This is a genomic window from Streptomyces sp. NPDC088387, from assembly GCF_044753385.1.
GTDB lineage: Bacteria > Actinomycetota > Actinomycetes > Streptomycetales > Streptomycetaceae > Streptomyces.
Genome location: NZ_JBIVNC010000023.1, coordinates 1 through 21,266, shown reverse-complemented (window position 1 = coordinate 21,266; position 21,266 = coordinate 1). Strand labels below are relative to the sequence as shown.

At 71.6% G+C, this 21,266-nt stretch carries 17 protein-coding genes and 1 pseudogene; 12 read left to right on the top strand and 6 right to left on the bottom strand.

From position 1 onward, the window contains the following. Positions 1-154: 154 nt before the first annotated feature. Positions 155-595: a GNAT family N-acetyltransferase gene (locus tag ACIQAC_RS38395; protein WP_402199902.1), complete on the bottom strand. Its 441-nt coding sequence runs from the start codon at positions 593-595 to the stop codon at positions 155-157. Between the two features lie 102 nt (positions 596-697). Here ACIQAC_RS38395 and ACIQAC_RS38390 point away from each other — a divergent pair, with 102 nt between their 5' ends. The 8 genes from ACIQAC_RS38390 (at position 698) to ACIQAC_RS38355 (ending at position 12,243) form a co-directional block, all read left to right on the top strand. After that, positions 698-1,690, top strand: a complete 993-nt coding sequence (locus ACIQAC_RS38390; RefSeq protein ID WP_402199899.1) for an NADPH:quinone reductase — start codon at positions 698-700, stop codon at positions 1,688-1,690. A 64-nt stretch (positions 1,691-1,754) separates the two neighbouring features. Further along, complete coding sequence (locus ACIQAC_RS38385; RefSeq protein WP_402199898.1) at positions 1,755-2,342, top strand: SRPBCC family protein; 588 nt, start codon at positions 1,755-1,757, stop codon at positions 2,340-2,342. A gap of 37 nt (positions 2,343-2,379) precedes the next feature. Next, positions 2,380-3,978: a class I adenylate-forming enzyme family protein gene (locus tag ACIQAC_RS38380; RefSeq protein ID WP_402199895.1), complete on the top strand. Its 1,599-nt coding sequence runs from the start codon at positions 2,380-2,382 to the stop codon at positions 3,976-3,978. Positions 3,979-4,063: 85 nt separating this feature from the next. After that, positions 4,064-5,425 (top strand): MFS transporter, encoded by a 1,362-nt coding sequence (locus tag ACIQAC_RS38375; RefSeq protein WP_402199894.1) that lies wholly within the window; start codon positions 4,064-4,066, stop codon positions 5,423-5,425. Between the two features lie 16 nt (positions 5,426-5,441). Then, on the top strand, positions 5,442-7,553 hold the full coding sequence (locus ACIQAC_RS38370) for a molybdopterin oxidoreductase family protein (RefSeq protein ID WP_402199893.1): 2,112 nt from the start codon (positions 5,442-5,444) through the stop codon (positions 7,551-7,553). After that, complete coding sequence (locus ACIQAC_RS38365) at positions 7,550-8,878, top strand: FAD-dependent oxidoreductase (protein ID WP_402199890.1); 1,329 nt, start codon at positions 7,550-7,552, stop codon at positions 8,876-8,878. The genes ACIQAC_RS38370 and ACIQAC_RS38365 overlap by 4 nt, the downstream gene beginning before the upstream one ends. Next, on the top strand, positions 8,875-10,128 hold the full coding sequence (locus ACIQAC_RS38360; RefSeq protein WP_402199888.1) for an NAD(P)/FAD-dependent oxidoreductase: 1,254 nt from the start codon (positions 8,875-8,877) through the stop codon (positions 10,126-10,128). Before ACIQAC_RS38365 ends, ACIQAC_RS38360 begins: the two co-directional genes overlap by 4 nt. 219 nt (positions 10,129-10,347) lie before the next feature. Continuing rightward, the gene (locus ACIQAC_RS38355) at positions 10,348-12,243 is read left to right on the top strand and encodes a helix-turn-helix domain-containing protein (protein ID WP_402199887.1); all 1,896 of its coding nucleotides are present in this window, start codon (positions 10,348-10,350) and stop codon (positions 12,241-12,243) included. A gap of 104 nt (positions 12,244-12,347) precedes the next feature. On the opposite strand, the gene ACIQAC_RS38350 is transcribed toward ACIQAC_RS38355, so the two are convergent. Further along, positions 12,348-13,181 carry a helix-turn-helix transcriptional regulator gene (locus tag ACIQAC_RS38350; RefSeq protein ID WP_402199885.1) on the bottom strand — a complete coding sequence of 278 codons (834 nt, stop codon included), beginning with the start codon at positions 13,179-13,181 and terminating at the stop codon, positions 12,348-12,350. 210 nt (positions 13,182-13,391) lie between these two features. Between ACIQAC_RS38350 and ACIQAC_RS38345 the strand changes: the two genes are divergently transcribed. Further along, positions 13,392-14,825, top strand: a complete 1,434-nt coding sequence (locus ACIQAC_RS38345) for an aldehyde dehydrogenase family protein (protein ID WP_402199884.1) — start codon at positions 13,392-13,394, stop codon at positions 14,823-14,825. A gap of 313 nt (positions 14,826-15,138) precedes the next feature. On the opposite strand, the gene ACIQAC_RS38340 is transcribed toward ACIQAC_RS38345, so the two are convergent. Then, positions 15,139-16,035, bottom strand: coding sequence for an NmrA family NAD(P)-binding protein (locus ACIQAC_RS38340; RefSeq protein ID WP_402199881.1), 897 nt, complete (start codon positions 16,033-16,035; stop codon positions 15,139-15,141). A gap of 99 nt (positions 16,036-16,134) precedes the next feature. Here ACIQAC_RS38340 and ACIQAC_RS38335 point away from each other — a divergent pair, with 99 nt between their 5' ends. After that, a complete protein-coding gene (locus tag ACIQAC_RS38335; protein WP_402199880.1) occupies positions 16,135-16,767 on the top strand; it encodes a TetR/AcrR family transcriptional regulator in 633 nt (210 codons plus the stop codon). 72 nt (positions 16,768-16,839) lie between these two features. Here the strand turns inward: ACIQAC_RS38335 and ACIQAC_RS38330 are convergent, their stop codons facing one another. The 3 genes from ACIQAC_RS38330 to ACIQAC_RS38320 all read right to left on the bottom strand — a co-directional run bounded on the left by ACIQAC_RS38330 (position 16,840) and on the right by ACIQAC_RS38320 (position 19,720). After that, positions 16,840-17,673, bottom strand: coding sequence for a helix-turn-helix transcriptional regulator (locus tag ACIQAC_RS38330; RefSeq protein WP_402199877.1), 834 nt, complete (start codon positions 17,671-17,673; stop codon positions 16,840-16,842). Positions 17,674-17,680: 7 nt separating this feature from the next. Next, positions 17,681-18,670: an aldo/keto reductase gene (locus ACIQAC_RS38325; protein ID WP_402199875.1), complete on the bottom strand. Its 990-nt coding sequence runs from the start codon at positions 18,668-18,670 to the stop codon at positions 17,681-17,683. A gap of 156 nt (positions 18,671-18,826) precedes the next feature. Further along, positions 18,827-19,720, bottom strand: a complete 894-nt coding sequence (locus tag ACIQAC_RS38320) for an NmrA family NAD(P)-binding protein (protein WP_402199872.1) — start codon at positions 19,718-19,720, stop codon at positions 18,827-18,829. Positions 19,721-19,950: 230 nt separating this feature from the next. On the opposite strand from ACIQAC_RS38320, the gene ACIQAC_RS38315 reads away from it, so the two are divergent. Further along, entirely contained in the window at positions 19,951-20,388 is a 438-nt protein-coding gene (locus tag ACIQAC_RS38315; RefSeq protein ID WP_402199870.1) for a MarR family winged helix-turn-helix transcriptional regulator, read from the top strand. A 541-nt stretch (positions 20,389-20,929) separates the two neighbouring features. Further along, a pseudogene (locus tag ACIQAC_RS38310) lies at positions 20,930-21,031 on the top strand (IS5/IS1182 family transposase); the annotation flags it as partial. Positions 21,032-21,266: the final 235 nt, after the last annotated feature.

The window sequence follows — 21,266 nt, the reverse complement described above, 5'->3', positions numbered from 1 at the left end:
CGCACCCGGCGGGCACGCCCCCTCACCCCACCGGCAGGTCACCCTCACCCCCCGCCGGCAGGTCGCCCTCACCTCACCGGCAGGGCTCCGTCACCTCACCGGCAGGTCACCCTCACCCCGTCGGCAGGGCTCCGTCACCACCGGCAGGGCTCCGTCACGGCGTTGGTAGGTCCTTGGCGAAGTGCAGGGCCGTGATGGTCAGGCCGGTGGCGTGGTAGAAGCGGTGGGCGGTCTGGTTGGTGACTCCCGAGTCCAGCTCGACACGGACGCAGCCGGCCGCGCCGCCGCGGCGTTCCAGCTCCGCCAGCAGCGCCCGGCCGACGCCCCGGCCCCTCGCCGCCGGGGCGGTGACCAGGTCGTCCACGAACAGCACCCGGCCCCGGCTGGTCGCGAGCACCCGATGGGTGGCGACCGCCAGAGCGGCCCCGTCCGTGCCGAAGGCGGCGGTGACGACGAGCCCCTGACCGTGGGCCTCGGTCACGAACTCCCGGAACGCCGCCGCGGTCAGACCCGGGCGCAGCACCTGGACGAGCGGAGCGACGGCGGAGTCCATCCGCGGGTCCCCGGGCACGATGTCGACGAAGCTCACACGCATGGCCGCACCCTACGGCCGACCCGTACGACAGCCACCCCGGGACCTGACAGATCGCGTCGGCCGATACAGACGAACCCGGGGCCCGTTGGAAGAATCCGGGTCATGTTCGCTGCGTATATCGAAGAGTTCGGTGCCCCCGACGGGATCCGCTGCGATGAGCTCCCCGCACCCCGCCCCGGCCCGGCCGACGTCCTCGTCGACGTCGAGGTCTCTGCCGTGAACCACGTCGACACGTTCGTCCGCTCCGGCGCCTGGCGGACCCCGGTCCCGATGCCGTTCGTCATAGGCCGTGACCTGGTCGGCACGGTCGCCGAGACCTCCCCGGGGGCCGTCGGGTTCACGGTCGGCGACCGGGTGTGGTCCAACAGCATGGGACACGCCGGGCGTTCGGGAACCGCGGCGGAACAGGTCGTCGTACCGGCGGACCGCCTCTACCACCTGCCGCCCGGCGTCGACCCCACCGCCGCCGTCGCCGTGGCGCACCCCGCGGCCACCGCCCATCTCGCTCTGTTCACCCACGGACGGCTGCGCGCCGGGGAGAACGTGGTGGTGCTCGGCGGGGGCGGCAACGTCGGCGGCGCGCTGACCCTGATGGCCGCGCGGGCCGGTGCCCGGGTCGTCGTCACCGCGAGCGCCCGGGACGCCGACCGCTGCCGGGCGCTGGGCGCGGCCCACGTCGTCGACTACCGGGACCCCGACGTGCAGGGCCGGCTGCGGGCGGCGTGTCCCGAGGGCGCGGACCTGTTCCTGGACACCTCCGGCGCCAACGACCTGGAGAGCGCACTCGCCCTGCTCGCCCGGCGCGGCCGGATCGTGGTGCTCGCTGGGATGCGGAGCCGGCCCGTGCTGCCCGCCGGGGCGCTCTACCTGAAGGACTGCTCGGTCGTCGGCTTCGCCATCTCCCAGGCCACGTCCGACGAACTCGCCGAGGCCGCGGCCGGCATCAACCGGCTGCTCGCCGACGGCTCACTGCGCCCGCCGGCCACCGTCCCGATGGCGCTGAAGGAGGCCGCCGAGGCACACCGGATGCTGGAATCGGGAGAGGTGCGCGGCAAAATCGTGCTGCGGGTGGCGCCGGAAATCATTGCACCGTAGGGGACCTGACGGACCCTGACCCCATTCCTTGACCGGGCACCGTGACGGCAGCAGGATTTTGGCCATGAGTACATCAATCGTCGACAGCTCCCCGCTTTTCGAACTCGACGCGAAAATCGTCGTCGACGCCACACCGCAGCAGGTCTATGCGGTGGTGAGTGACCTGACCCGCAGCTCCGAATGGAGCCCGGAATGCCAGGGCGGTGAATGGATTTCCGGCGAACCCGCCACCGTGGGCGCCGTGTTCCGCGGCGAGAACCTGCGCAGCGAGACCGTGGTGGGCTGGGCGCCGCTGGTCCGGGGCACCTGGTACACCGAGGCCAGGGTGGTCGCGGCCGAGCCCGGCACCACCTTCCGCTGGATGATGCTCTCGCACGCCAACGAGGACCAGGAGTCGGTCTGGGGGTTCGACATCGAACCCGCGGAAGGCGGCTCGCGACTCGTTCACCATTTCCGTATGGGAAAGGCGACGGCCGGCATCCACAAGATTGTCGCCGACCTCGACGAGTCGGACCGGACGAAATTCGTCAAGGAGTGGACGGCCAAGCTGGAATCCGACCTCGATGTGACGCTCAAGCACATCAAGGATGTCATCGAAAGGGGCGTCATCGAAAAGGACGTCATTGAGAAAGACGTCATCGAAAAGGGCTGAGCCCGATGTTCGGTCAGTGGCGCGAGAAGGTGGGCACATGTTATTGCAGCGCATAGGGAACAAGGGAATCCGGCTGGGCACGCTCTTCGAGCGGGCGGCCGCCAAGAACCCCGCGAGCCTCGTGGTCGTCGACCACGATCTCGACATCGCCCCGGACTTCGGGCGCCGGGCCACCCTGTCCGAAGTGGCCGACCTGGTGGACGACTTCGCCGCCCGGCTGTGGGCGGCGCGGGTCCGGCCGGGCGAGCGGGTGGTCATCCACAAGAGCGACGGGTTCGACATCACCCTCCTCGCCTGCTCGGTGGTGCGGATCGGCGCCGTACCCGTACTGCTCTCCCCGAAGCTGGACGGCGCCACCGTCGCCGAACTGCTGCGCCGGGTCGACCAGCCCCATCTGATCACCGACCGGGCCAAGCTGGACAAGGAGCTGCCCGAGGAGGTCTTCGCGCTGTCCGCGCAGGTCCTGCTCGCCTCGGGGGACCACCCGGACGCCACCCCGCTGGCCTCCTACGCCGGAGCGCGGCGGGTCGAGCCGGTCACCATGGCACCCGACCACCCGACCCTGATCACCCACACCTCGGGCACCACCGGGACACCCAAGCTCGCCGTGCACACCGGGCACACCTTCCAGGCCCGCTACCGCCCCCAGGCCACCGTCGCCCGGGCGATCTCCCGCAGTGAACCCGTCGCCGTGCACGTGTCGTTCGTGCACTCGCGGATGTTCACCGCGATGCCCATCGCGATCCTCCAGGGCCATCCGCTGATCATCCTCAAGGAGGACGACCCCGAGGCCGTCGCCGACCTGTTCACCCAGGTCCCGCCCGGACTCATCGAGGCGCACCCCAACACCTTCCTGCGCTGGGAGGTGCTCGCCGACGACCCGCGCGGCCCGCTCGCCAACGTCAAGTGCTTCAGCTCCACCTTCGACGCCATCCACCCGCGGACCGTGCACAAGATGCTCGGCGCCTCCCGCCGCAGGTCGCCGGTGTTCTGCCAGATGTACGGACAGAGCGAGGTCGGCCCCATCGCCGGCCGGACCTACTCCGTCAAACGCGGCGCCGACGCCGACGGCCGCTGCGTCGGTTCGCCCCTGTACGGCATGACCGACGTACGCGTGGTCAGCCGGGACGGCAACCCCGTCACCAGGTCGTCGCCCGGCTACATCGAGGTGCGCAGCGACGGCCGGATCGTCACCTACCTCGGCGAGCACGGCCGCTGGGAGAAGCAGGTCAACGACGGCTGGTGGCGCATGGGCGACGTCGGCTACCGCACCCGGTGGGGCTGTCTGCACCTGCTGGACCGCGAGGTCGACGAGATCCCCGGCGTCGAGTCGACGCTGGCCATCGAGGACCGGCTGTTCGCACGGGTGGAGGACCTCGTCGAGGTCATCATCATCCCCGGCGCCGACGGCCGCCCCGTGCCCGTCGTGTGCACCCGGGACGACAAGCCGCTCGACCCCGTGGTGTGGGAGGCGGCCGTGGCCGGTCTGGCGCCCATGGCCGAACCGGTGCAGTGGAAGCTGGAGGACCTCCCCCAGACCGCCACCACCAAGATCAAGCGCCTCGAACTCGCCCGGCTGCTCACCCAGGGCGGCACGGCGACACTGAACGGCTCCGGCGGGGACCGGCCCGTATGAGCCCCCACCGCCCGCCGGCGGGCTCCCTCCCCTTCGCGGAGCGGGAGCCCGCCGGCCACTCCGACTCCGGGCGGAGGCACGGGACATGAGCCGCCGCTCGACCCACTGGATCGAGAACTGGGACCCGGAGCACACCCGGGCGTGGGAGCAGGGCAACGCCCGTGTCGCCCGCCGCAACCTCGCCCTGTCCGTCTTCTCCGAGCACATCGGGTTCTCGGTCTGGTCGCTGTGGTCCGTCCTTGTGCTGTTCCTGTCGCCCGAGACCGGCTTCTCCCTCACCGCGGGCGAGAAGTTCCTCCTGATCGCCGTGCCCACCCTGGTCGGCGCGGTCCTGCGGCTGCCCTACAGCTACGCCGTGACCCGCTTCGGCGGCCGCAACTGGACCGTGTTCGCCTCACTCGTGCTGCTCGTGCCCGCGGGCCTCGCGCTCTACGTCGTCCAACACCCGGGCTCCCCGCTGTGGTTGATGCTGCTCGCCGGCGCCGCCGCGGGCACCGGAGGCGGCAACTTCGCCTCCTCCATGACCAACATCACCACCTTCTTCCCCCAGCGGCAGCAGGGCTGGGCGCTCGGCCTCAACGCGGGCGGCGGCAACCTCGGTGTCGCCGTCGTCCAGCTCGTCGGCCTCCTCGTCATCGCCACCGCGGGCGACACCCGTCCCTCGTACGTCATCGCCGTCTACCTGCCCCTGATCGCGCTCGCCGGTGTGCTGGCCGCGTGGAGGATGGACAACGTCGACGCGGTACGCGGCGCGCCCGGCGCCCAGCGCGAGGCCCTCTCCAGCCCCGACACCTGGTGGATCTCCCTCCTCTACATCGGCACCTTCGGCTCGTTCATCGGCTACGGCTTCGCCTTCGGCCTGGTTCTCCAGCACCAGTTCGGCGCGAGCCCCCTCGAAGCCGCCTCGTTCACCTTCCTCGGGCCGCTGCTCGGCTCCTTCTCCCGGCCCGTCGGCGGCCGGCTCGCCGACCGCTACGGCGGCGCGCGCGTCACCCTGTGCACGTTCCTCGCCATGGCCGCCGGCACGGTCGCGCTGCTCGCCGCGTCCGCCGGGGGTGGCTCCTTCGGCGGTTTCGTCGCCGCGTTCACCGCGCTGTTCGTGCTCAGCGGCATCGGCAACGGATCGACGTACAAGATGATCCCGGCCGTCTTCGCACTGCGCGCCGAACGCGAGGTGACCGCCGGCCACGATGCCACGCAGGCGCTCGCCCGCGCCCGCCGGCTGTCCGGGGCGGTCATCGCCATCGCCGGGGCCGTCGGCGCCCTCGGCGGCGTCGCCATCAACCTCGTCTTCCGTGCCGCCGACGGCTCGACGGCACCCGCGTTCTGCTCGTTCCTCGGCTACTACGGCCTGTGCATGCTGATCACCTGGACCGTCTACCTCAGGCGCGCGCCACGACCCGCGGACCGGACGGCCACCCGCCCCCGGCAGGCCTCCCGTGTCTGAACACACCGCCATCCGCGTGTCTGAGCACACCGCCGTCCGCGTGTCCGAACGCACCGCCACCCACTGCCCCTACTGCGCCCTCCAGTGCGCCACCCTGCTCGGCCGGAGCCCCGACGGCACCCTCGACGTGGAACCCGCGCCCGACTTCCCCGTCAACCGGGGCGGGCTCTGCCAGAAGGGCTGGACCGCCCCCGCACTGCTGGACACCCCCCGCAGGCTGCGCACCCCGCTGGTGCGCGGCGCCGACGGACGGCAGACGCCCACCGACTGGGACACCGCCCTGGACACCGTCGCCGACCGGCTGCTCCGGATCCGCGACGAGCACGGACCGGACGCTGTCGGGGTGTTCGGCGGCGGCGGACTGACCAACGAAAAGGCCTATCTGCTGGGCAAGTTCGCCCGGCTCGCGCTCGGCACCAGCCAGATCGACTACAACGGCCGCTTCTGCATGTCCTCGGCCGCCGCCGCGGGCAACGCCGCCTTCGGCACCGACCGCGGACTGCCCTTCCCGGTGACCGACCTCGGCGAGGCCGAGGTGATCCTGCTCGCGGGCGCCAACCCCGCCGAGACCATGCCGCCCCTGATGCGCCACCTCACCCGCCCCGACCTCATCGTCGTCGACCCCCGCCGCACCAGGACCGCCGCGGCCGCGGCCCTGCACCTCCAGCCCGCCCCCGGCACCGATCTCGCCCTCGCCCTCGGCCTGTTCCACCTCGCGGTCACCGACGGCCGGCTCGACAAGACCTACGTCGACGAGCGCACCCGCGGCTTCGACGAGACCTGGCGCCGGGCCGTCACCTGGTGGCCGGAGCGCGTCGAACGGGTCACCGGCGTCCCCGTCGCCGACCAGCGCCGGGCCGTGCGGATGCTGGGCGACGCCTCCCGGACCCATGTGCTCACCGGGCGCGGCGTTGAACAGCACAGCAAGGGCACCGACACCGCCGCCGCCTTCATCAACCTCGCCCTCGCCCTCGGCCTGCCCGGCCGCGAGGGCAGCGGTTACGGCACTCTCACCGGCCAGGGCAACGGCCAGGGCGGGCGCGAACACGGCCAGAAGGCCGACCAGTTGCCCGGATACCGGCTCATCACCGACCCCGGGGCACGCGCCCGGGTCGCCGCCGTCTGGGGCGTGGACCCCGCGACCCTGCCCGGGCCCGGACGCAGCGCCTACGAACTCCTCGACGCCCTCGGCACCGACGACGGCCCCCGCGCCCTGCTCGTCCTCGGCTCCAACCCTGTGGTCTCCGCGCCGAACGCGGCCCACGTCACCCGCCGGCTCGCCGCCCTCGACCTGCTCGTCGTCGCCGACTTCGTGCCGTCCGAGACCGCCGCGATGGCCGACGTGGTGCTGCCGGTCACGCAGTGGGCGGAGGAGGAGGGCACCATGACCAACCTGGAGGGCAGGGTGCTGCGCCGGCGCCGCGCGACGCCCCCGCCGCCCGGGGTCCGCGGCGATCTGGAGCTGCTGCACGGTCTCGCGGTCCGGCTCGGCGAACCCCCCGAGCGCTACCCGACCCGCCCCCGCGAGGTCTTCGACGAACTGCGCGCCGCCTCCCGCGGCGGAATCGCCGACTACTCCGGCATCGACTACGACCGGCTGGACGCCGGCGAGGCCCTGCACTGGCCCTGCCCGCAACCCGCCGACGGGGAGCCGCCGCACCCCGGCACGCCCCGGCTCTTCCTCGACCGGTTCGCGCACCCCGACGGACGCGCCCGGTTCGCCGAGGTCGACCACCGGGACGGCGCCGACCCGCCCGACGCGGAACGGCCCCAGTACGCCACGACCGGCCGGGTGCTCGCCCAGTACCAGTCGGGCGCCCAGACCCGGCTCGTACCGGAACTCAACGAGGCCGCACCCGAGGTCTTCGTCCAGATCCACCCCGACACCGCGGCCCGCGCCCGGCTCACCGACGGCCGGCTCGCGGTGGTGCGTTCGGCGCACGGCGCCACCGTCGCCCGCGTCCGCCTCGACGGCACCCTCCGCCCCGACACGGTCTTCCTGCCCTTCCACTACGGCGGTGACGGCCGCGCCAATCTGCTCACCGGCCCGGCCCTCGACCCGCGCAGCCGGATGCCCGAGTTCAAGGTGACCGCCGTACGCGTCGAGCCCTGGACGGAACCCGGATGAGCGGCATCGTCGTCGTCGGCGACGGACCCGCCGGGCACCGCCTGGTGGAACGGCTGCGCCACCACGGCCACGACGGCCCGGTGACCGTCCTGGGCGCCGAGCCGCGGCCCGCCTACAACAGGGCCCTGCTCACCTCCGTCCTCGACGGCAGCCTCACACCGGACCTCCTCGCCCTGCCAAGGCCGCCCGGCGAGACCCGCGTCCTGACCGGCGTGGCCGCCCGCGTCCTCGACCGCCGCCGGCGGACCGTGCACACCGACGACGGCACCACCCACCCCTACGACGTCCTGGTCCTCGCCACCGGGGCCGCCCCCGCGCACCCCGGCGGACTGCGCACCCTCGCCGACGCACCCGGGCCGGACCCCGGCCCCGTGAGCGTGGTCGGCGGTGGCGTCCTCGGCGTCGAGACCGCGCTGGCGCTGCGCCGCGCCGGGCGCCGGGTCACGCTGGTCCACCGGCACCCGTACCCGCTCAACCGCCTCCTGGACGCAGTCCCGGGCGCCCTGCTCGCGGCCCACCTCGACGAGCGGGGCGTTGCGCTGCGGCTCGGCCGGCGGGTCGCCGCGCAGGAGCCGGGTGGTCTCGTCCTGGACGACGGGGAGCGGGTCGAGGCGGCCACCGTGCTGCACTGCACCGGCGTGGTGCCCCGCACCCGCCTCGCCGCCGAGGCCGGACTCGCCGTACACCGCGGAGTCGTCGTGGACGACCGGCTCGGCACCACCGACCCCCGGGTGCACGCGGTCGGCGACTGCGCCGAACACCACGGGCGTGCCGCCGCCGGGCTCGACGCCGCCTGGGAGCAGGCCGACACCCTCGCCCGGGTGCTCACCGGCGGCGACGCCCGCTACCGGCCCGCCCCCGCGCACCTACGCCTCAAGGCGCCCGGACTCGACCTCGCCGTCCTCGGGCCGCCCGACCCGCAGGGCGACGAGACGGTCCTGTTCACCGACCCGGCGCGCGGCCGGCACGCCCGCCTCACGCTGCGCGCGGGACGGATCACCGGCGCCCAACTGCTCGGTATGGAAAGGGCGGTGGCGGCGCTCGCCCCGTTCCACGACCACGGCCGGCCACTGCCCGCCGGCCGGTTCGACCTGCTCCTCGGACGCCCCGCCAACACCGGCACGGGCCCCGTCGAACTCCCCGACTCCGCGATCATCTGCACCTGCAACAGCGTCACCAAGGGCGCGCTCCTGCACGCCTGCCGCGAAGGCGCCCACGACCTCCCGGCCGTCGCAGCCGCCACCCGCGCCTCCACAGGCTGCGGAACCTGCACCCCCGAACTGCTGCGCGTCTGCGCGGACCTGCTCACCAGGAAGGCCTCATGACCCCGGCCCCCGCCCCCGGCGGCCCCGTCCCCGTCCGTACCCTTGTTCTCGTCGGGCACGGCATGGTCGGGCATCGGCTGTTGAAGACGGTGCTCGCGGGTGACACCGCCGGTGCGTGGCGGATCGTGGTGCTTGCCGAGGAGGCACGGCCCGGATACGACCGGCTCGCGCTCTCCTCGTATCTGACCGGCCGTACGGCGGAGGAACTCGCCCTGAGCCGTGGCGGGTTGCTCGACGATCCGCGGGTCGACCTCAGGTTGTCGACGCCGGTGGCCGCGATCGACCGTGCCGGGCGCGCGGTGACCACCGCCGACGGCATCCGCGTACCGTACGACGCCCTGGTCCTCGCCACCGGATCCCGCCCCTTCGTGCCGCCCGTGCCCGGCCACGACCTGCCCGGCTGCTTCACCTACCGCACGCTGGACGACCTCGACGCCGTGCGGGCGGCCGCGGTACCCGGTCGCCCCGGCGTGGTCGTCGGCGGCGGACTGCTGGGACTGGAGGCCGCCGGTGCCCTCAGGGCACTCGGCATGCGGCCGCACGTCGTCGAACTCGCCCCGCGGCTCCTGCCGTTGCAGACCGACGAGGGCGCCGGACGGCTGCTCGGCGGTCTCGTCGGCGGACTCGGCGTCGACGTGCACTGCGCCGCCGCGACCAGCGGCGTCGTCACCGGATCCGACGGGCGGGTGCGGGCGGTCCTGCTGGACGACGGCACCACACTCGAAACCGACCTGGTGATCTTCTCCGTCGGGGTGCGCCCGCGCGACGAACTCGCCGCGCCCGCCGGCCTGGCGGTCGGCCCGCGCGGCGGGATCCTCGTCGACGAACGGTGCCGCACCGCCGACCCGCGTATCTGGGCGGTCGGCGAGTGCGCGGCCGTCCGGGGCCGCTGCTACGGGCTCGTCGGCCCCGGTTACCGGATGGCCGAGGCGGTGGCCGGCCGGCTCCTGGGACGGGTCACCGAGCCCTTCCCCGCCGACCCGGACCTGTCCACCCGGCTGAAACTGCTCGGCGTCGACCTCGCCAGCTTCGGCGACGTCCACGCCACCACGGAAGGAGCCGTCTCCCTGACCCACGAGGACCACACCCGCCGCACCTACGCCCGCCTCGTCCTCGCCTCCGACACCCGCACCCTGCTCGGCGGAGTTCTCGCGGGCGATGCCTCGGCCTACCCTGTTCTGCACGGTCTGATCGGCCGTCAACTGCCCGCCTCGCCCGAGCGGTTGCTGTCCGGGACAGAGGCCCACTGACGTGACGTGACGTGACGGGTTCCGTCCCCCGCCGAACCCGTCGTCCGATCGTTAAGTTTTCGCGTAAGGTTCAAACAACAGCTTATATGTATGAGCAGTAATGAACTATGAAGGCTCCTGGCGGGTGGGACCTTTGCCCCCGCGTGCGGTGACCCTCGCGGTCACCGCGTAACAGCTGACAAAAGGGCGAGCCGGTACCACGGGGGGACGGAGCTCTTCATGGCGTCTAGAGACGACTCGGACGCGGACGCGCTGGCCGTACTGGAGCTGCTCGCGGACGCGTCACCGGAGAAGGCGGTGGAGGAGCTGGTCTCCGCCGCCCAGTCGGCGGGCGCCACCGCGGAGCGGCTGCGCAGGCTCAACGGGGCCGAGCGGCTGGCCGGCCGCGTCCACGCGCGGTTCCGCCAGGTCGAGCGGCGGGAGCTGGGCCTGAAGACCCTCGCCGAATCCGCCCGCGAACTCATGCTCGCCGACGATCTCGGCGCCCTGCTGGACGTGTTGACGGCCCGCACCCGGCAACTCCTCACCGTGGACCTGGCGTTCGTCGCCCTCTTCGACGAGAGCGGCGCCTCCGCCGCCGTCCGCAGCGTCGACGGCAACATCACCAGCGCCCTGCCCGGCCTGCGGATGCCCGACGCGGCCTGGCTGGCCACCGACGCCCTGCCCGACAGCGCGCCCTCCTGGACGTCCGACTGCCTCGCCGACTCCAAGTTCAACCCCGGCGAGACCACGGACGCCGCGCTGCGGCAGGAGGGCGTCACCACCATGCTCGCCATCCCGCTCAGCCGCAAACACACCATCGTCGGCGTCCTGTACGCGGCCCACCGCACCACCCGGCACCTCACCGTCGACGAGGTCTCCCTCGCCAACTCCCTGGGCGAGCTGGCCATGACGATGTTCGACAAGCTGCGCGAGCAGGAGCGCATCGTCGCCGACCTCGCCCTCACCGAGCAGTTCACCGCGCGCGCCGAGCGTGCCATGCGCGAACTGACCGAACTCACCAACATGCAGGACCGGGTGATGGGCCGGCTGCTCAGCGGCATGGACCTCTCCGCCTTCGCCAACGAGATCGCCCGCGAACTGCCCGGGGCGCTGCGCATCTACACCCACGACGGCCGGGTCGTCGCCTGGGCGGGTGAGATGCCCGCGGTCTACGACGACAGCGCGGCCATCGCCGAGGCATGGTCCTCCCACGAGCCCCGGATGCTGGAGGAGGGTGGCTGGGCCGTCCCCGTCTTCGCGGGCGACGAACCCCTCGGCACCCTCCTGCTCCACCCCGAGCAGCCGCTGAACGGCTACCGCAGACGGCAGTTGTCCCTGATGGCCCAGGCGGCCGGCGTCATGATGATGGTCTTCGACGCCAAGGCCACCGTCCTCACCGTCCAGCGCAACGAACTCCTCACCGACCTCATCAGCAGCGACGGCCGCGCGGCCCGCCGGCTCGGCAACCGCGCCCACAACCTCGGCATCAACCTGCGCCAGCCGCACGTGGTCGTCGTCGCCCGCGAGGTCGACCGGGACGTACAGGGCTTCTGGGCAGCCCAGTACTCGCGCCGGCTCGGCGGGCTCTCCGCCACCTTCGAGGACACCACCGTGCTGATCCTGCCCGGCGAGGACGCCAGCCAGGCCGCCAAGATGGTCCACGAGGACCTGGTGCCGATGGCCGGCGGCGAGGTCACGGTCGCCGCCGCCGGGCCGACCCGCGGCCTGGAGACCGTACGGGACATCTACCTCGAAGCCCGGCGCTGCCTGGACGCGATGGCCGTCCTCGGCGCCACCGGAAGCGCCGGATCCGCCCGCGACATGGGCTTCCTCGGACTGCTGCTCTCCGACGAACGGGACATGGAGGGGTTCGTCCGCTCCGTGCTCGGCCCCGTGATCGACTACGACTCCCAGCGGATGACCGGGCTGATCCCGACCCTGGAGGCGTACTACGCCGTCGGCGGCTCCCCGACGTACGCGGCCCGCATGCTGCACGTGCACCGCAACACGGTGGAACGCCGGCTGGAGCGCATCACCGAGATCCTCGGCCCCACCTGGCGCCAGGCCGACCGGGCCCTGGAGATCCAGCTGGCCCTGCGGATCCAGCGCACGCGGGACGCGCTGCAACAGTGACCCTCCGCGCGGGGGAGCGCGATCCACGGGGGAAGGGGGGGAGTACTGATTGCGCCAGTTGTACGGGGTGCCGAGCTGCGCGAACGCGGCTGTGGGCTTGCGGGTCAAAGGAGTTGGTCGCCCAGAACCGAGAGGAACTGGAGTCTCTCGTAGCTCTCGCTGCCGGGGGTGGCGGTGAAGACCGTGAGGATCTGGGACTGGTCGGGATCTACCAGGCTCTGTCCGTGCAGCTCCATGAGTCCGACTCGGGGATGCTCTATCAGCTTGGGTGCGCAGTACGGGCCCAGAACCGGGTGCCGGCGCCAGATGTCGGCGAACTCCTCGCTCGTTTTGAGCAAGGTCTGCACGAGGGCGGTGACGCGGGGGTCGTCGGGATTGCGGGTGTGGGTCGCGAGGAGTTGGGCGGTGACGGTACGGCCGTGCTGGGGGTGGTCGTCGGCCGGGAAGCGCTGCCGTTCGGCGGGGTCGGTGAACCAGCGGTAGGCCAGCGAGCGGGACATGCCGGTGTGCAGGGTCTGGTCGCCGACCAGGAGGGTGGAGAGGCGGTTCTGCGCGAGGGTCTCGCCCAGGTGGTTGATGATCTGGGCCGGGCTGTCGTCCATGCGCTGGAAGATGCGCTGCATTCCGGGGTTGATGTGGTCGGTGCGCGAGACGCGCTTGGGGGTGTCGTAGCCGCCCAGCCGGAAGAGGTGGTCGCGTTCGTCCAGTGACAGGCGCAGGCCCTGCGCGAGGGCGGCGAGCATCTGCTCGGACGGACGGGGGCCGCGCTGCTGCTCGATCCGGCTGTAGTAGTCGGTCGACACACTGCTGAGGGCGGCGACCTCCTCGCGGCGCAGCCCCCCGGTACGGCGGCGGCGGGTGCGCGGCAGGCCGACGTCCTCGGGCTGCAACGCCTCGCGGCGGGTGCGCAGGAAGTCGGCAAGCTCGGCGCGGTCCATACGCCTGCTCCTCTCACCTCACTCGTCGGTGACGCCCAGGTCAGAAGCGCTCCCACCACCCAGTTTCGCAGACCGGGCGGGACCGCCGAAGGGCTCAGCCAGGGTCGGTCGATCCGTGGACAAGCGGCCACCAACCGTACCGAATGTGACCTGGATCACGGGACGATCTGTCCCTGGATGCGATCTTCGGCGCTTGTGACGCTGGGTTGCATGAACACCAACAGCGAACTAGGTTTCCCCGCCCCCGCCCACTGGATCGACGGCAAGGCGGTCCCCTTCGACGGGCCCGTGATCGAGGTGGTCAACCCGGCCACCGAGACCGTGATCGCCACGGTCCCCGCCGGCACGGCCGCCGACGTGGACCGCGCCGTGGCCGCGGCCACCGCAGCGTTCCCGGCCTGGGCCGCGACCGGCCCGGCGGAGCGCGCCGCCGTTGTCCGGCGCATCGCGGCGGGGCTCCAGGCGCGCTCAGAGGAGATCGCCGCCACGATCAGCGCCGACATGGGCGCCCCGATCTCCTTCGCCCGCATGGCCCAGGCGGGCCTGCCGGTGATGGCCGCCGAGGCCACCGTCTCCGTCGTGGCGGACTTCCCCTGGACCGAGGAGATCGCGAACTCCCTCGTCGTACGGGAGCCGATCGGTGTGGTCGGCGCGATCACTCCGTGGAACTTCCCGCTGCAACAGGTCGTCACCAAGGTCGTCCCGGCCCTACTGGCGGGCAACACCGTCGTGCTCAAGCCGTCGGAGGTCGCCCCGCTGGCCGCCCGGATCCTCGCGGAGGTCACCGCCGAGGCCGGACTGCCCGCCGGGGTGTTCAACGTCGTGCACGGTACCGGTCCGGTCGTCGGCGAGGCGATCGCCGGGCACCCGGGAATCGACATGGTGTCGTTCACCGGCTCCACCCGCGCCGGCAAGCGCGTCTCGGAGGTCGCCTCGGCGACCGTCAAGAAGGTCGCGCTAGAACTCGGCGGCAAGTCCGCGAACATCATCCTGCGGGACGCCGACCTGAAGGCCGCCGTCACTCGCGGCCTGTCGAGCGCCTGGAGCAACAGCGGTCAGGTCTGCGGCGCGTACACCCGCATGCTGGTCCCGGCCGAGCTGCACAACGAGGTGGTGGACCTCCTCCGCGAGGCGGCCGGCGCGTACTCGGTGGGCGACCCGACCGAGGAGAGCACCCGTCTCGGCCCGGTCGCCTCCGAGGCCCAGCGCGCACGTGTCGCCACCTACATCGAACGCGGCGTCGCCGACGGAGCCACGGTCGTCGTCGGCGGCCCCGGCCGGCCCGAGGGCCTGGAAACCGGCGCCTATGTCCGGCCCACTGTCTTCGCCGACGTCGATCCCGACTCGGTCATCGCCCGCGAGGAGATCTTCGGCCCCGTCCTGGCGGTCATCCCCTACACCGACGACGACCAGGCCGTGCAGATCGCCAACAGCACGGACTACGGCCTCAACGGCGCCGTGTTCGGCGAGAGGGAGCACGCGCTGGCGATCGCCAAGCGGATGCGCGCCGGGCAGATCGACGTCAACGGTCCGCAGATGAACCTGCTCGCCCCGTTCGGCGGCTACAAGCAGTCCGGCAACGGCCGCGAGATGGGCCGCTTCGGCCTGGAGGAGTTCCTGGAGACCAAGGCCATCCAGCGCTGACCACTCCCACGGCGACGAGGTACGTGATGGGTGAGAACACTCCGGCGACCCGGTCGGCAGCATGGGGCGCCGCCCTGGAGCAGCTCGGCACGGGCCTGTTCGGCGGCGGGCCGGTGGGGGTCGGTCGTCACTGCCGGGGAGTTCGACGGCGGCCGTGGTGAACCCGTCCGCCGCCGAGTGCGGCGCCCGGGCCGGCTCGGTCGTGGGTGCGGGCAACCGCAGTACGGGCAACCACAGGCGCGCCACGGGCGGTTGGGCCGTGGTCTTCGACGAGCGCCGAGGCCGGCGCCTCCGACGAGCGCGGTGGGACGGGTCAGCGCGACGAGGCCAGCAGGGCGTCGCGGCGGCGCGCGGCCCATGTGGCGAAGCGGACGGGAGGCCGGCCGAGCACCTCCTCGACCGTGGTGGTGGTCACCGCCGCGTAGTCCATACGGCCGTCGAAGTTCTGCCGGAGGTATTCGACGACGCTCGCGGCGTAGGCGTCGTCCATCCCGGCCGGCGTGGACCGTCCGGCGGCGGCGATCAGTTCGTCGGGGGTGAGGATCCGGGCCGTGATGGTCCGGCCGAGCGCCTCGGTGAGTTCCCTGGCCAGTCGCGGGCCGTCCAGCAGGTCGGTGGACAGCCAGTACCCCTTGCCGCCGTGTACGTCCGGGCCTTCGGCGAGCACTGTCGCGGCCACGGCCGCAAGATCCTCGTTGGCCACGAAGCCCAGCGGCTTGTCGCCGACCGGCCAGAGCAGTGTGTCGCCCCTGAGCCGGAACGACGTCAGCAGGTTCTCCATGAAGTTGTGCGGATGCAGGTGCGTCCAGGCCAGTCCGCTGCCCTCGATGTACCGCTCGACCAGTTCGTGCCAGGCGAAGTGGGGGTCGGTCGTGCGGCCGTTTCCGAAGATGCCGAGGTGGACGACGTGCCGTACGCCCGCGTCCACGGCGGCGTCGACGACCGTCTTGGCCTGATGCGTCATGGCGCTGGTGTATCCCGCCGTCAGGAAGAGGCCGTGCGCTCCGTCAAGAGCCGCGGGGAAGGTCCGGGGGTCGTCCAGATCCAGGTGAACGGCCTGGTGCCCCTCGTCCTGCCAGCGCCGTACCACCTCGGAATGGCGAGACGCACGGACGGTCTCGGCTCCCAGGGCGTCGAGAGCTTCGGCCACTTTGGCGCCGGTGAGTCCCGTGGCTCCGAGCACGACAATCCTGCCGCTCACTGCGGTCATGTCCTTCTCCTTTTCGCATACGACAGCACTTGCTGTCGTAGCTGAACCATACAACAGCATGTGCTGTCGTATAGTGGGGGCGACGAGAAGGGGAACTCGATGCGGACGTGGCAGGACAACGACCCCAAGGCGCGGGTTATGGAACGCAAGCGGGCCGCCATCGTGGAGGCGGCCCTCCAGGCGTTCCTCGGCGAGGGCTACGCCGGCAGCTCGGTCAACCGCATCGCCGCGCAGGCCGACGTGTCCATCAAGACGCTCTACCGGCACTTCGACGACAAGGGCGACCTGTTCGTCGCGGCCATCCAGAAGGCCTGTGCTCCGCCGGCCGTCGAGGACACACCCGCGTGGTTCTCGGCGCCGCCAGCCGAGGGCCTGGTCGTGTGCGGCCGGGAACACCTGGCGCACATCCTGTCTCCCGAACAACTCGCCCTGTACCGGGTGGTCGCCCGCGAGTCCCCCGCCTTCCCCGAACTCGGCCGCCGCTACCAGCAGGACGTCGTCGGCTCCCGCATCGAGACCTTCACCGGCTACCTCGCCGTCTGGCCGGAGCCCTGGCGTTCCCGCGTCGCCGACCCCACGCGGGCCGCACACCGTTACGCCACCCTTCTGTCCGGCGAGCTGTTCGAGGCGGTCCTCCTCGGCGGGCACACGCCCACGCCGGACGACCTCGAACGGCAGGCACGTGACGCGGCGTCGGACTTCCTGCTCCTGGTGGAGGCAGGCCGGCTGTGAACCCGTACGGACGCGCGGACGAGACCGGGGCGCCCACCGGCATCCACCAGGGCCGGTGGCCGTCGTCGCGCGTCAGAACGTCTGAGTGCCCAGCGCGCCGAGGAAATCGAAGCTCTCCGCCGTGGTGGATCCGGGCTGCGGGCGGAAGATCACCATCCGGTGACCGGTGGCGTTGCTGAGCACAACGTCGCACTGCACGTCCAATGGGCCCGCGTGCGAGTGGATCAGGTGTTTCCGGGTGGAGCGCAGGGGTTCGACGGCCATGTCGTCCCAGTAGTGGGCGAACTCCGCGCTGGCTTCCAGCAGGTCGGTGACGAGTCGCGCGGCCGAGGCGTCCTCCCCCCTGCGTCCGATCCCGGCACGCAGGTCCGCGGCATAGCCGCGGCCGATCCTCTCGTGCTCCTCGGTGACGTTGAGTGCGCGGGACGAGGGGTCGGTGAACCAGCGCCAGGTGACGTTGCCGGCCCTGTCGTCGCCCGCCGCCCAGGGTCCGACCAGGGCCAGGCTGAGGCGGTTCTGCGCCACGATGGTGTTCAGGTCGTCCGTGACATGGGCGGGCACCGTGGTCAGGGAGTCCAGCAGGAACATCAGTGCAGGATCGACGTAACCGCTGCCCGCGCCGTGCACGGGCGGCGCGTAGCCGGCCAGCCGGTAGAGGTGGTCGCGTTCGTCGACCGAGAGCCGCAGCGCCCTGGCCAGGGAACCCACCATCGCCTCGGAGGGGTGCGCGTTGCGTGCCTGTTCGAGGCGCTCGTAGTAGTCGACGGAGACGTCGGCCAGCAGGGCGACCTCGGACCGCCGCAGACCAAGGGCGCGGCGCCGGCCGCCGGCGACGAGCCCGACGTCGGCCGGACGCAGTGCCTCGCGTCGTGTCCGCAGGAAGCGGCCCAACTCGCTCGGGTTCATCGTGCTGTCACTCCTGGACGGCCTGCATGGCCTGGGGGACGTATCGTTCGCCCGCCACCTCGGCGGCGGGGACGGCTTCGTCGAGCGCGGCGAGGGTGGCCTCGTCGAGGGTGATCGACGCCGCGGCGGCGTTCTCCTCCAGGTACGTGCGCTGCTTCGTACCGGGGATGGCGGTGGCGCCCTGGGCCAGTACCCAGGCCAGGGCGAGCTGTCCGGGCGTCACGCCGGCCTTTTCGGCGATGTCGCGGACGCGGTCGGCCAGGGTGAGGTTGTGGTCGAAGTGCTCCTCGCTGAAGCGGGGGGCGGTACGGCGGAAGTCGTTGGCCGGCAGGTCGTCGGTGGAACGCAGGGTCCCGGTCAGCATCCCACGGCCCAGAGGTGAGTAGCCGACGAAGCCGATGCCCAGCTTGCGTACCGCCGCGAGGACACCGTTGGTCTCCACGGTCCGGGTGAACAGCGAGTACTCGGTCTGTACGGCGGACAGCGGGGCTGCGGCGTGAGCCTCGCGGATGGTCTCGGCGGAGGCCTCGCTGATGCCCAGGTAGCCCACCTTGCCCTCGGAGACCAGTTCGCCCAGGGCTCCGAAGGTCTCCGACACGGGCACGTTCGGGTCGACGCGGTGCTGGTAGTAGAGGTCGATGCGGTCCGTGCCGAGCCTGCGCAGCGATCCCTCCACGGCATGCCGGATGTAGTCGGGCCGGCCGTTGGGTCCGCCGACGATGTTCCCGTCGTCGTCCAGGGTGACCCCGCCGAACTTCGTGGCCAGCAGGACCTGGTTCCGGTACGGGGCCAGCGCGCGTCCGACCAGTTCCTCGCCGGTGAAGGGGCCGTAGAAGTCGGATGTGTCGAACAGTGTGATGCCGAGTTCGACGGCACGGTGCAGTGTCTGTGTCGACTCGTCGTCGTCCCGCGTGCCGTACATCGCCGGCATGCCCATCGTGCCGAGTCCTTCGACCGAGGTCACCAGGCCCTGGCCGCCGATCGCGTGCTTCCTCATGCCCATGTCCTTCTCCTGCGGTGATCGGCCGTCGCCGCTCGGCGGCCGTGTGAACAGGATCTGCCGGTTCTGCCCGGGTTCGATCGTCCACATCAGCCCCGTCTTTCGAGGACGACCCTGAGCAGGGCCAGGTGTGCACGGCTCGGTGTTGTGTGGTCAGCGGCCCGCCGCGGACGCGGTGATCGCGGAGGCGAGGGCTTCGCCGAGTGAGGTGCTCCCGCGGCGGACGTCCGCTCCGGCAGGCGTGTCGACGAGTCCCGTGTTGTGGGCGGTGAAGAAGTCGGCGTTCAGCCTGGCGAAAGCCGGTGTCGCACCGGCCGCGGTCAGCGTGGACTCCCAGTCCTCCTGCGGGAGTTCACATGCGCTGATGTCACTGCCGGTGGCCGCGGCCAGTGCGGCGGCGACTTCCTGTGCGGTATAGCGACGCGGACCCTCCACATGGACGACCCGCGGTGATCCGCCGTGCGGCTGGGGGGCGAGCAGGAGGTCGGCGGTGATCGCGCCGACATCCGCGGCATGGACCATGGGCAGTGGCCTGGTCAGGGGTTGGTGTGGGCTCGCGAGCGTGCCCGTTCTCAGCGCTGCCGGCAGTTGGCGCGCCCAGTTGTGCATGTGCTCGGCCGACCGTACGAACGTCAGCGGGTTCGGCAACTCGGCGAGGCGCCCCTCGAGTTCATGGAAGAGGGCGGGGATGCCCGTACCGGAAGGGGTCTGGGCTCCGTAGTCGGAGATGACCAGGACCGGGAGGGACGGGAACGCGCGCAGGCCCCCGATCAGCGACTCGGCGAGGGTTCCCATCACCGCACCCGGGTCCGGTGACAGCGGCGAGAGCGGGGCGATCACCTGCGCACTGGCGCAGCCTTCGACGGCGGCTGCGACTGCTGGAGAGGCGAACAGATCGGCCTGGACCACCGAGGCGGCGCCCTCGATCCGGGTGTCGGTGGGCGTCCGGCGGACCACCGCCCTCACCGGCGTGCCCGCCTCGCCAAGACGACGGACAGTAGCGGCTCCGATGTGTCCTGCGGCTCCGAAAACTGCGATGGTGTTCATATGTAGACCATAAGCAGCAGTATATCGTCTGTCAAAGAGAACGTATGCAGACGTAGACGATATGGGAGGCGCCGACGTGGCGGTGACCGTCGGTCTCCGTACCGCGCGGGGAGGCACTCGCCCGGCCTGTACGGATCGACCACGGACGGATCGGGGGTACCCGGTTCAACAGTGGGCGGGTTCGTATCGTCCACGGCAGGGATCGTCGGTGACGCCGATAGACTCCCAACATGTCGGATGGAGATCGCGCGGATTTGGGAGCGTTGTTCGCCCGGGTCACCGAGCGGCTCGTGGAAGCCGAGGCGCCGCTGCTGGCCGCGAACGGACTGACGATGTGGGAGTACGTCGTCCTCGACCGGCTGTCCCGACGCCCCGCACCGAATCAGCTGACACTGGCGCGAGAGATCAAACACGACAAGACGAGACTCATCACGCTGCTCGACCGGCTCCAGAAGCGCGCGCTGATCGACCGGCAGCGCGACGCGACCGACCGCCGGTCCCAGACGGTCTCGATCACCGACCAGGGCCGCGCGCTCCATGCCACGACCCGGGCCGCGATCCGCGAGATGGAGGACGAGTTCCTCGCCGCCCTCGATCCGGACGTACGCCGGTCGCTGCTCGCGGCACTGCATCGACTCGCCCCCGAGAACGGCCACGTGCCGGGCTGATGATCCAGCACCTGTAATCCGCCGTCGCCCGCCGGAAGTTGGCGCCGACACGTGCTACCGCACGGATCACGCTCGACGTGCGGGACGGCAGTGGCGCCGGCGGGCCAACCGGCACGGTAGGGGGCGTCGCTTGCCGGTGGCGGTCCGTGGCAGGCATGGAGGCGCCGAACTGAAGGAAGCCGACGATGCATTTGTCGCACCCTTCGTTCTCGCGTGACGACCAGGCTCATGGCGTGGAGCCAAGAACTCCGCCGGGTGCATGTCCAGCTACGGGAAGCACTGTTCCCGGCCATCGCAGCCGCGCATCCGGAGCTTCGCCGCAGAATGCCGCGCAGGCTATTTACCGGCGGATCTCGGTAACCCCGAGCATGCCGCCCAGGTGGCGGGCGGCGCACTGCGTCCGACTCCTTGCCGCGCTCGGTTGTAAGGAAGAACGAGACGCGCTGCGGCGCTTCGCGCCGGGCACTCTTGCGTCAAAGCCGTTCCACGATGCCCGTCTGCCTATCTACGATGACACGCCCTCCAGTGGCTGCTCTTCGCCCATGCACACGACCTCACCGCGGCTCGCGCCCACCCGATCAGCCGGATCTGTGAGCGCCAGGGCATCCCGGTGCTCGCCGACCGTGCCTATATGGATGTCGGTGGCGGCCATATCGGGCTGGTCGTCACGGTCATTGCCCTGGTTGTCATTGCCAGTTTCTCGGCCCTCCCTGGGCTTTGATCGTCGCGGCGTGCTTTGCCGCCTGGTTCGTCCTCGCGCTGACCATCATTCGCATCAGGGGCGGACGGGGCGGAGAAGCCGTTCGACGGGCTTACGTCGCTACTTTCGGCTGGGGCGACTACGTCACGCCCTGATGGGTTGAACGGCAAGCTGACCA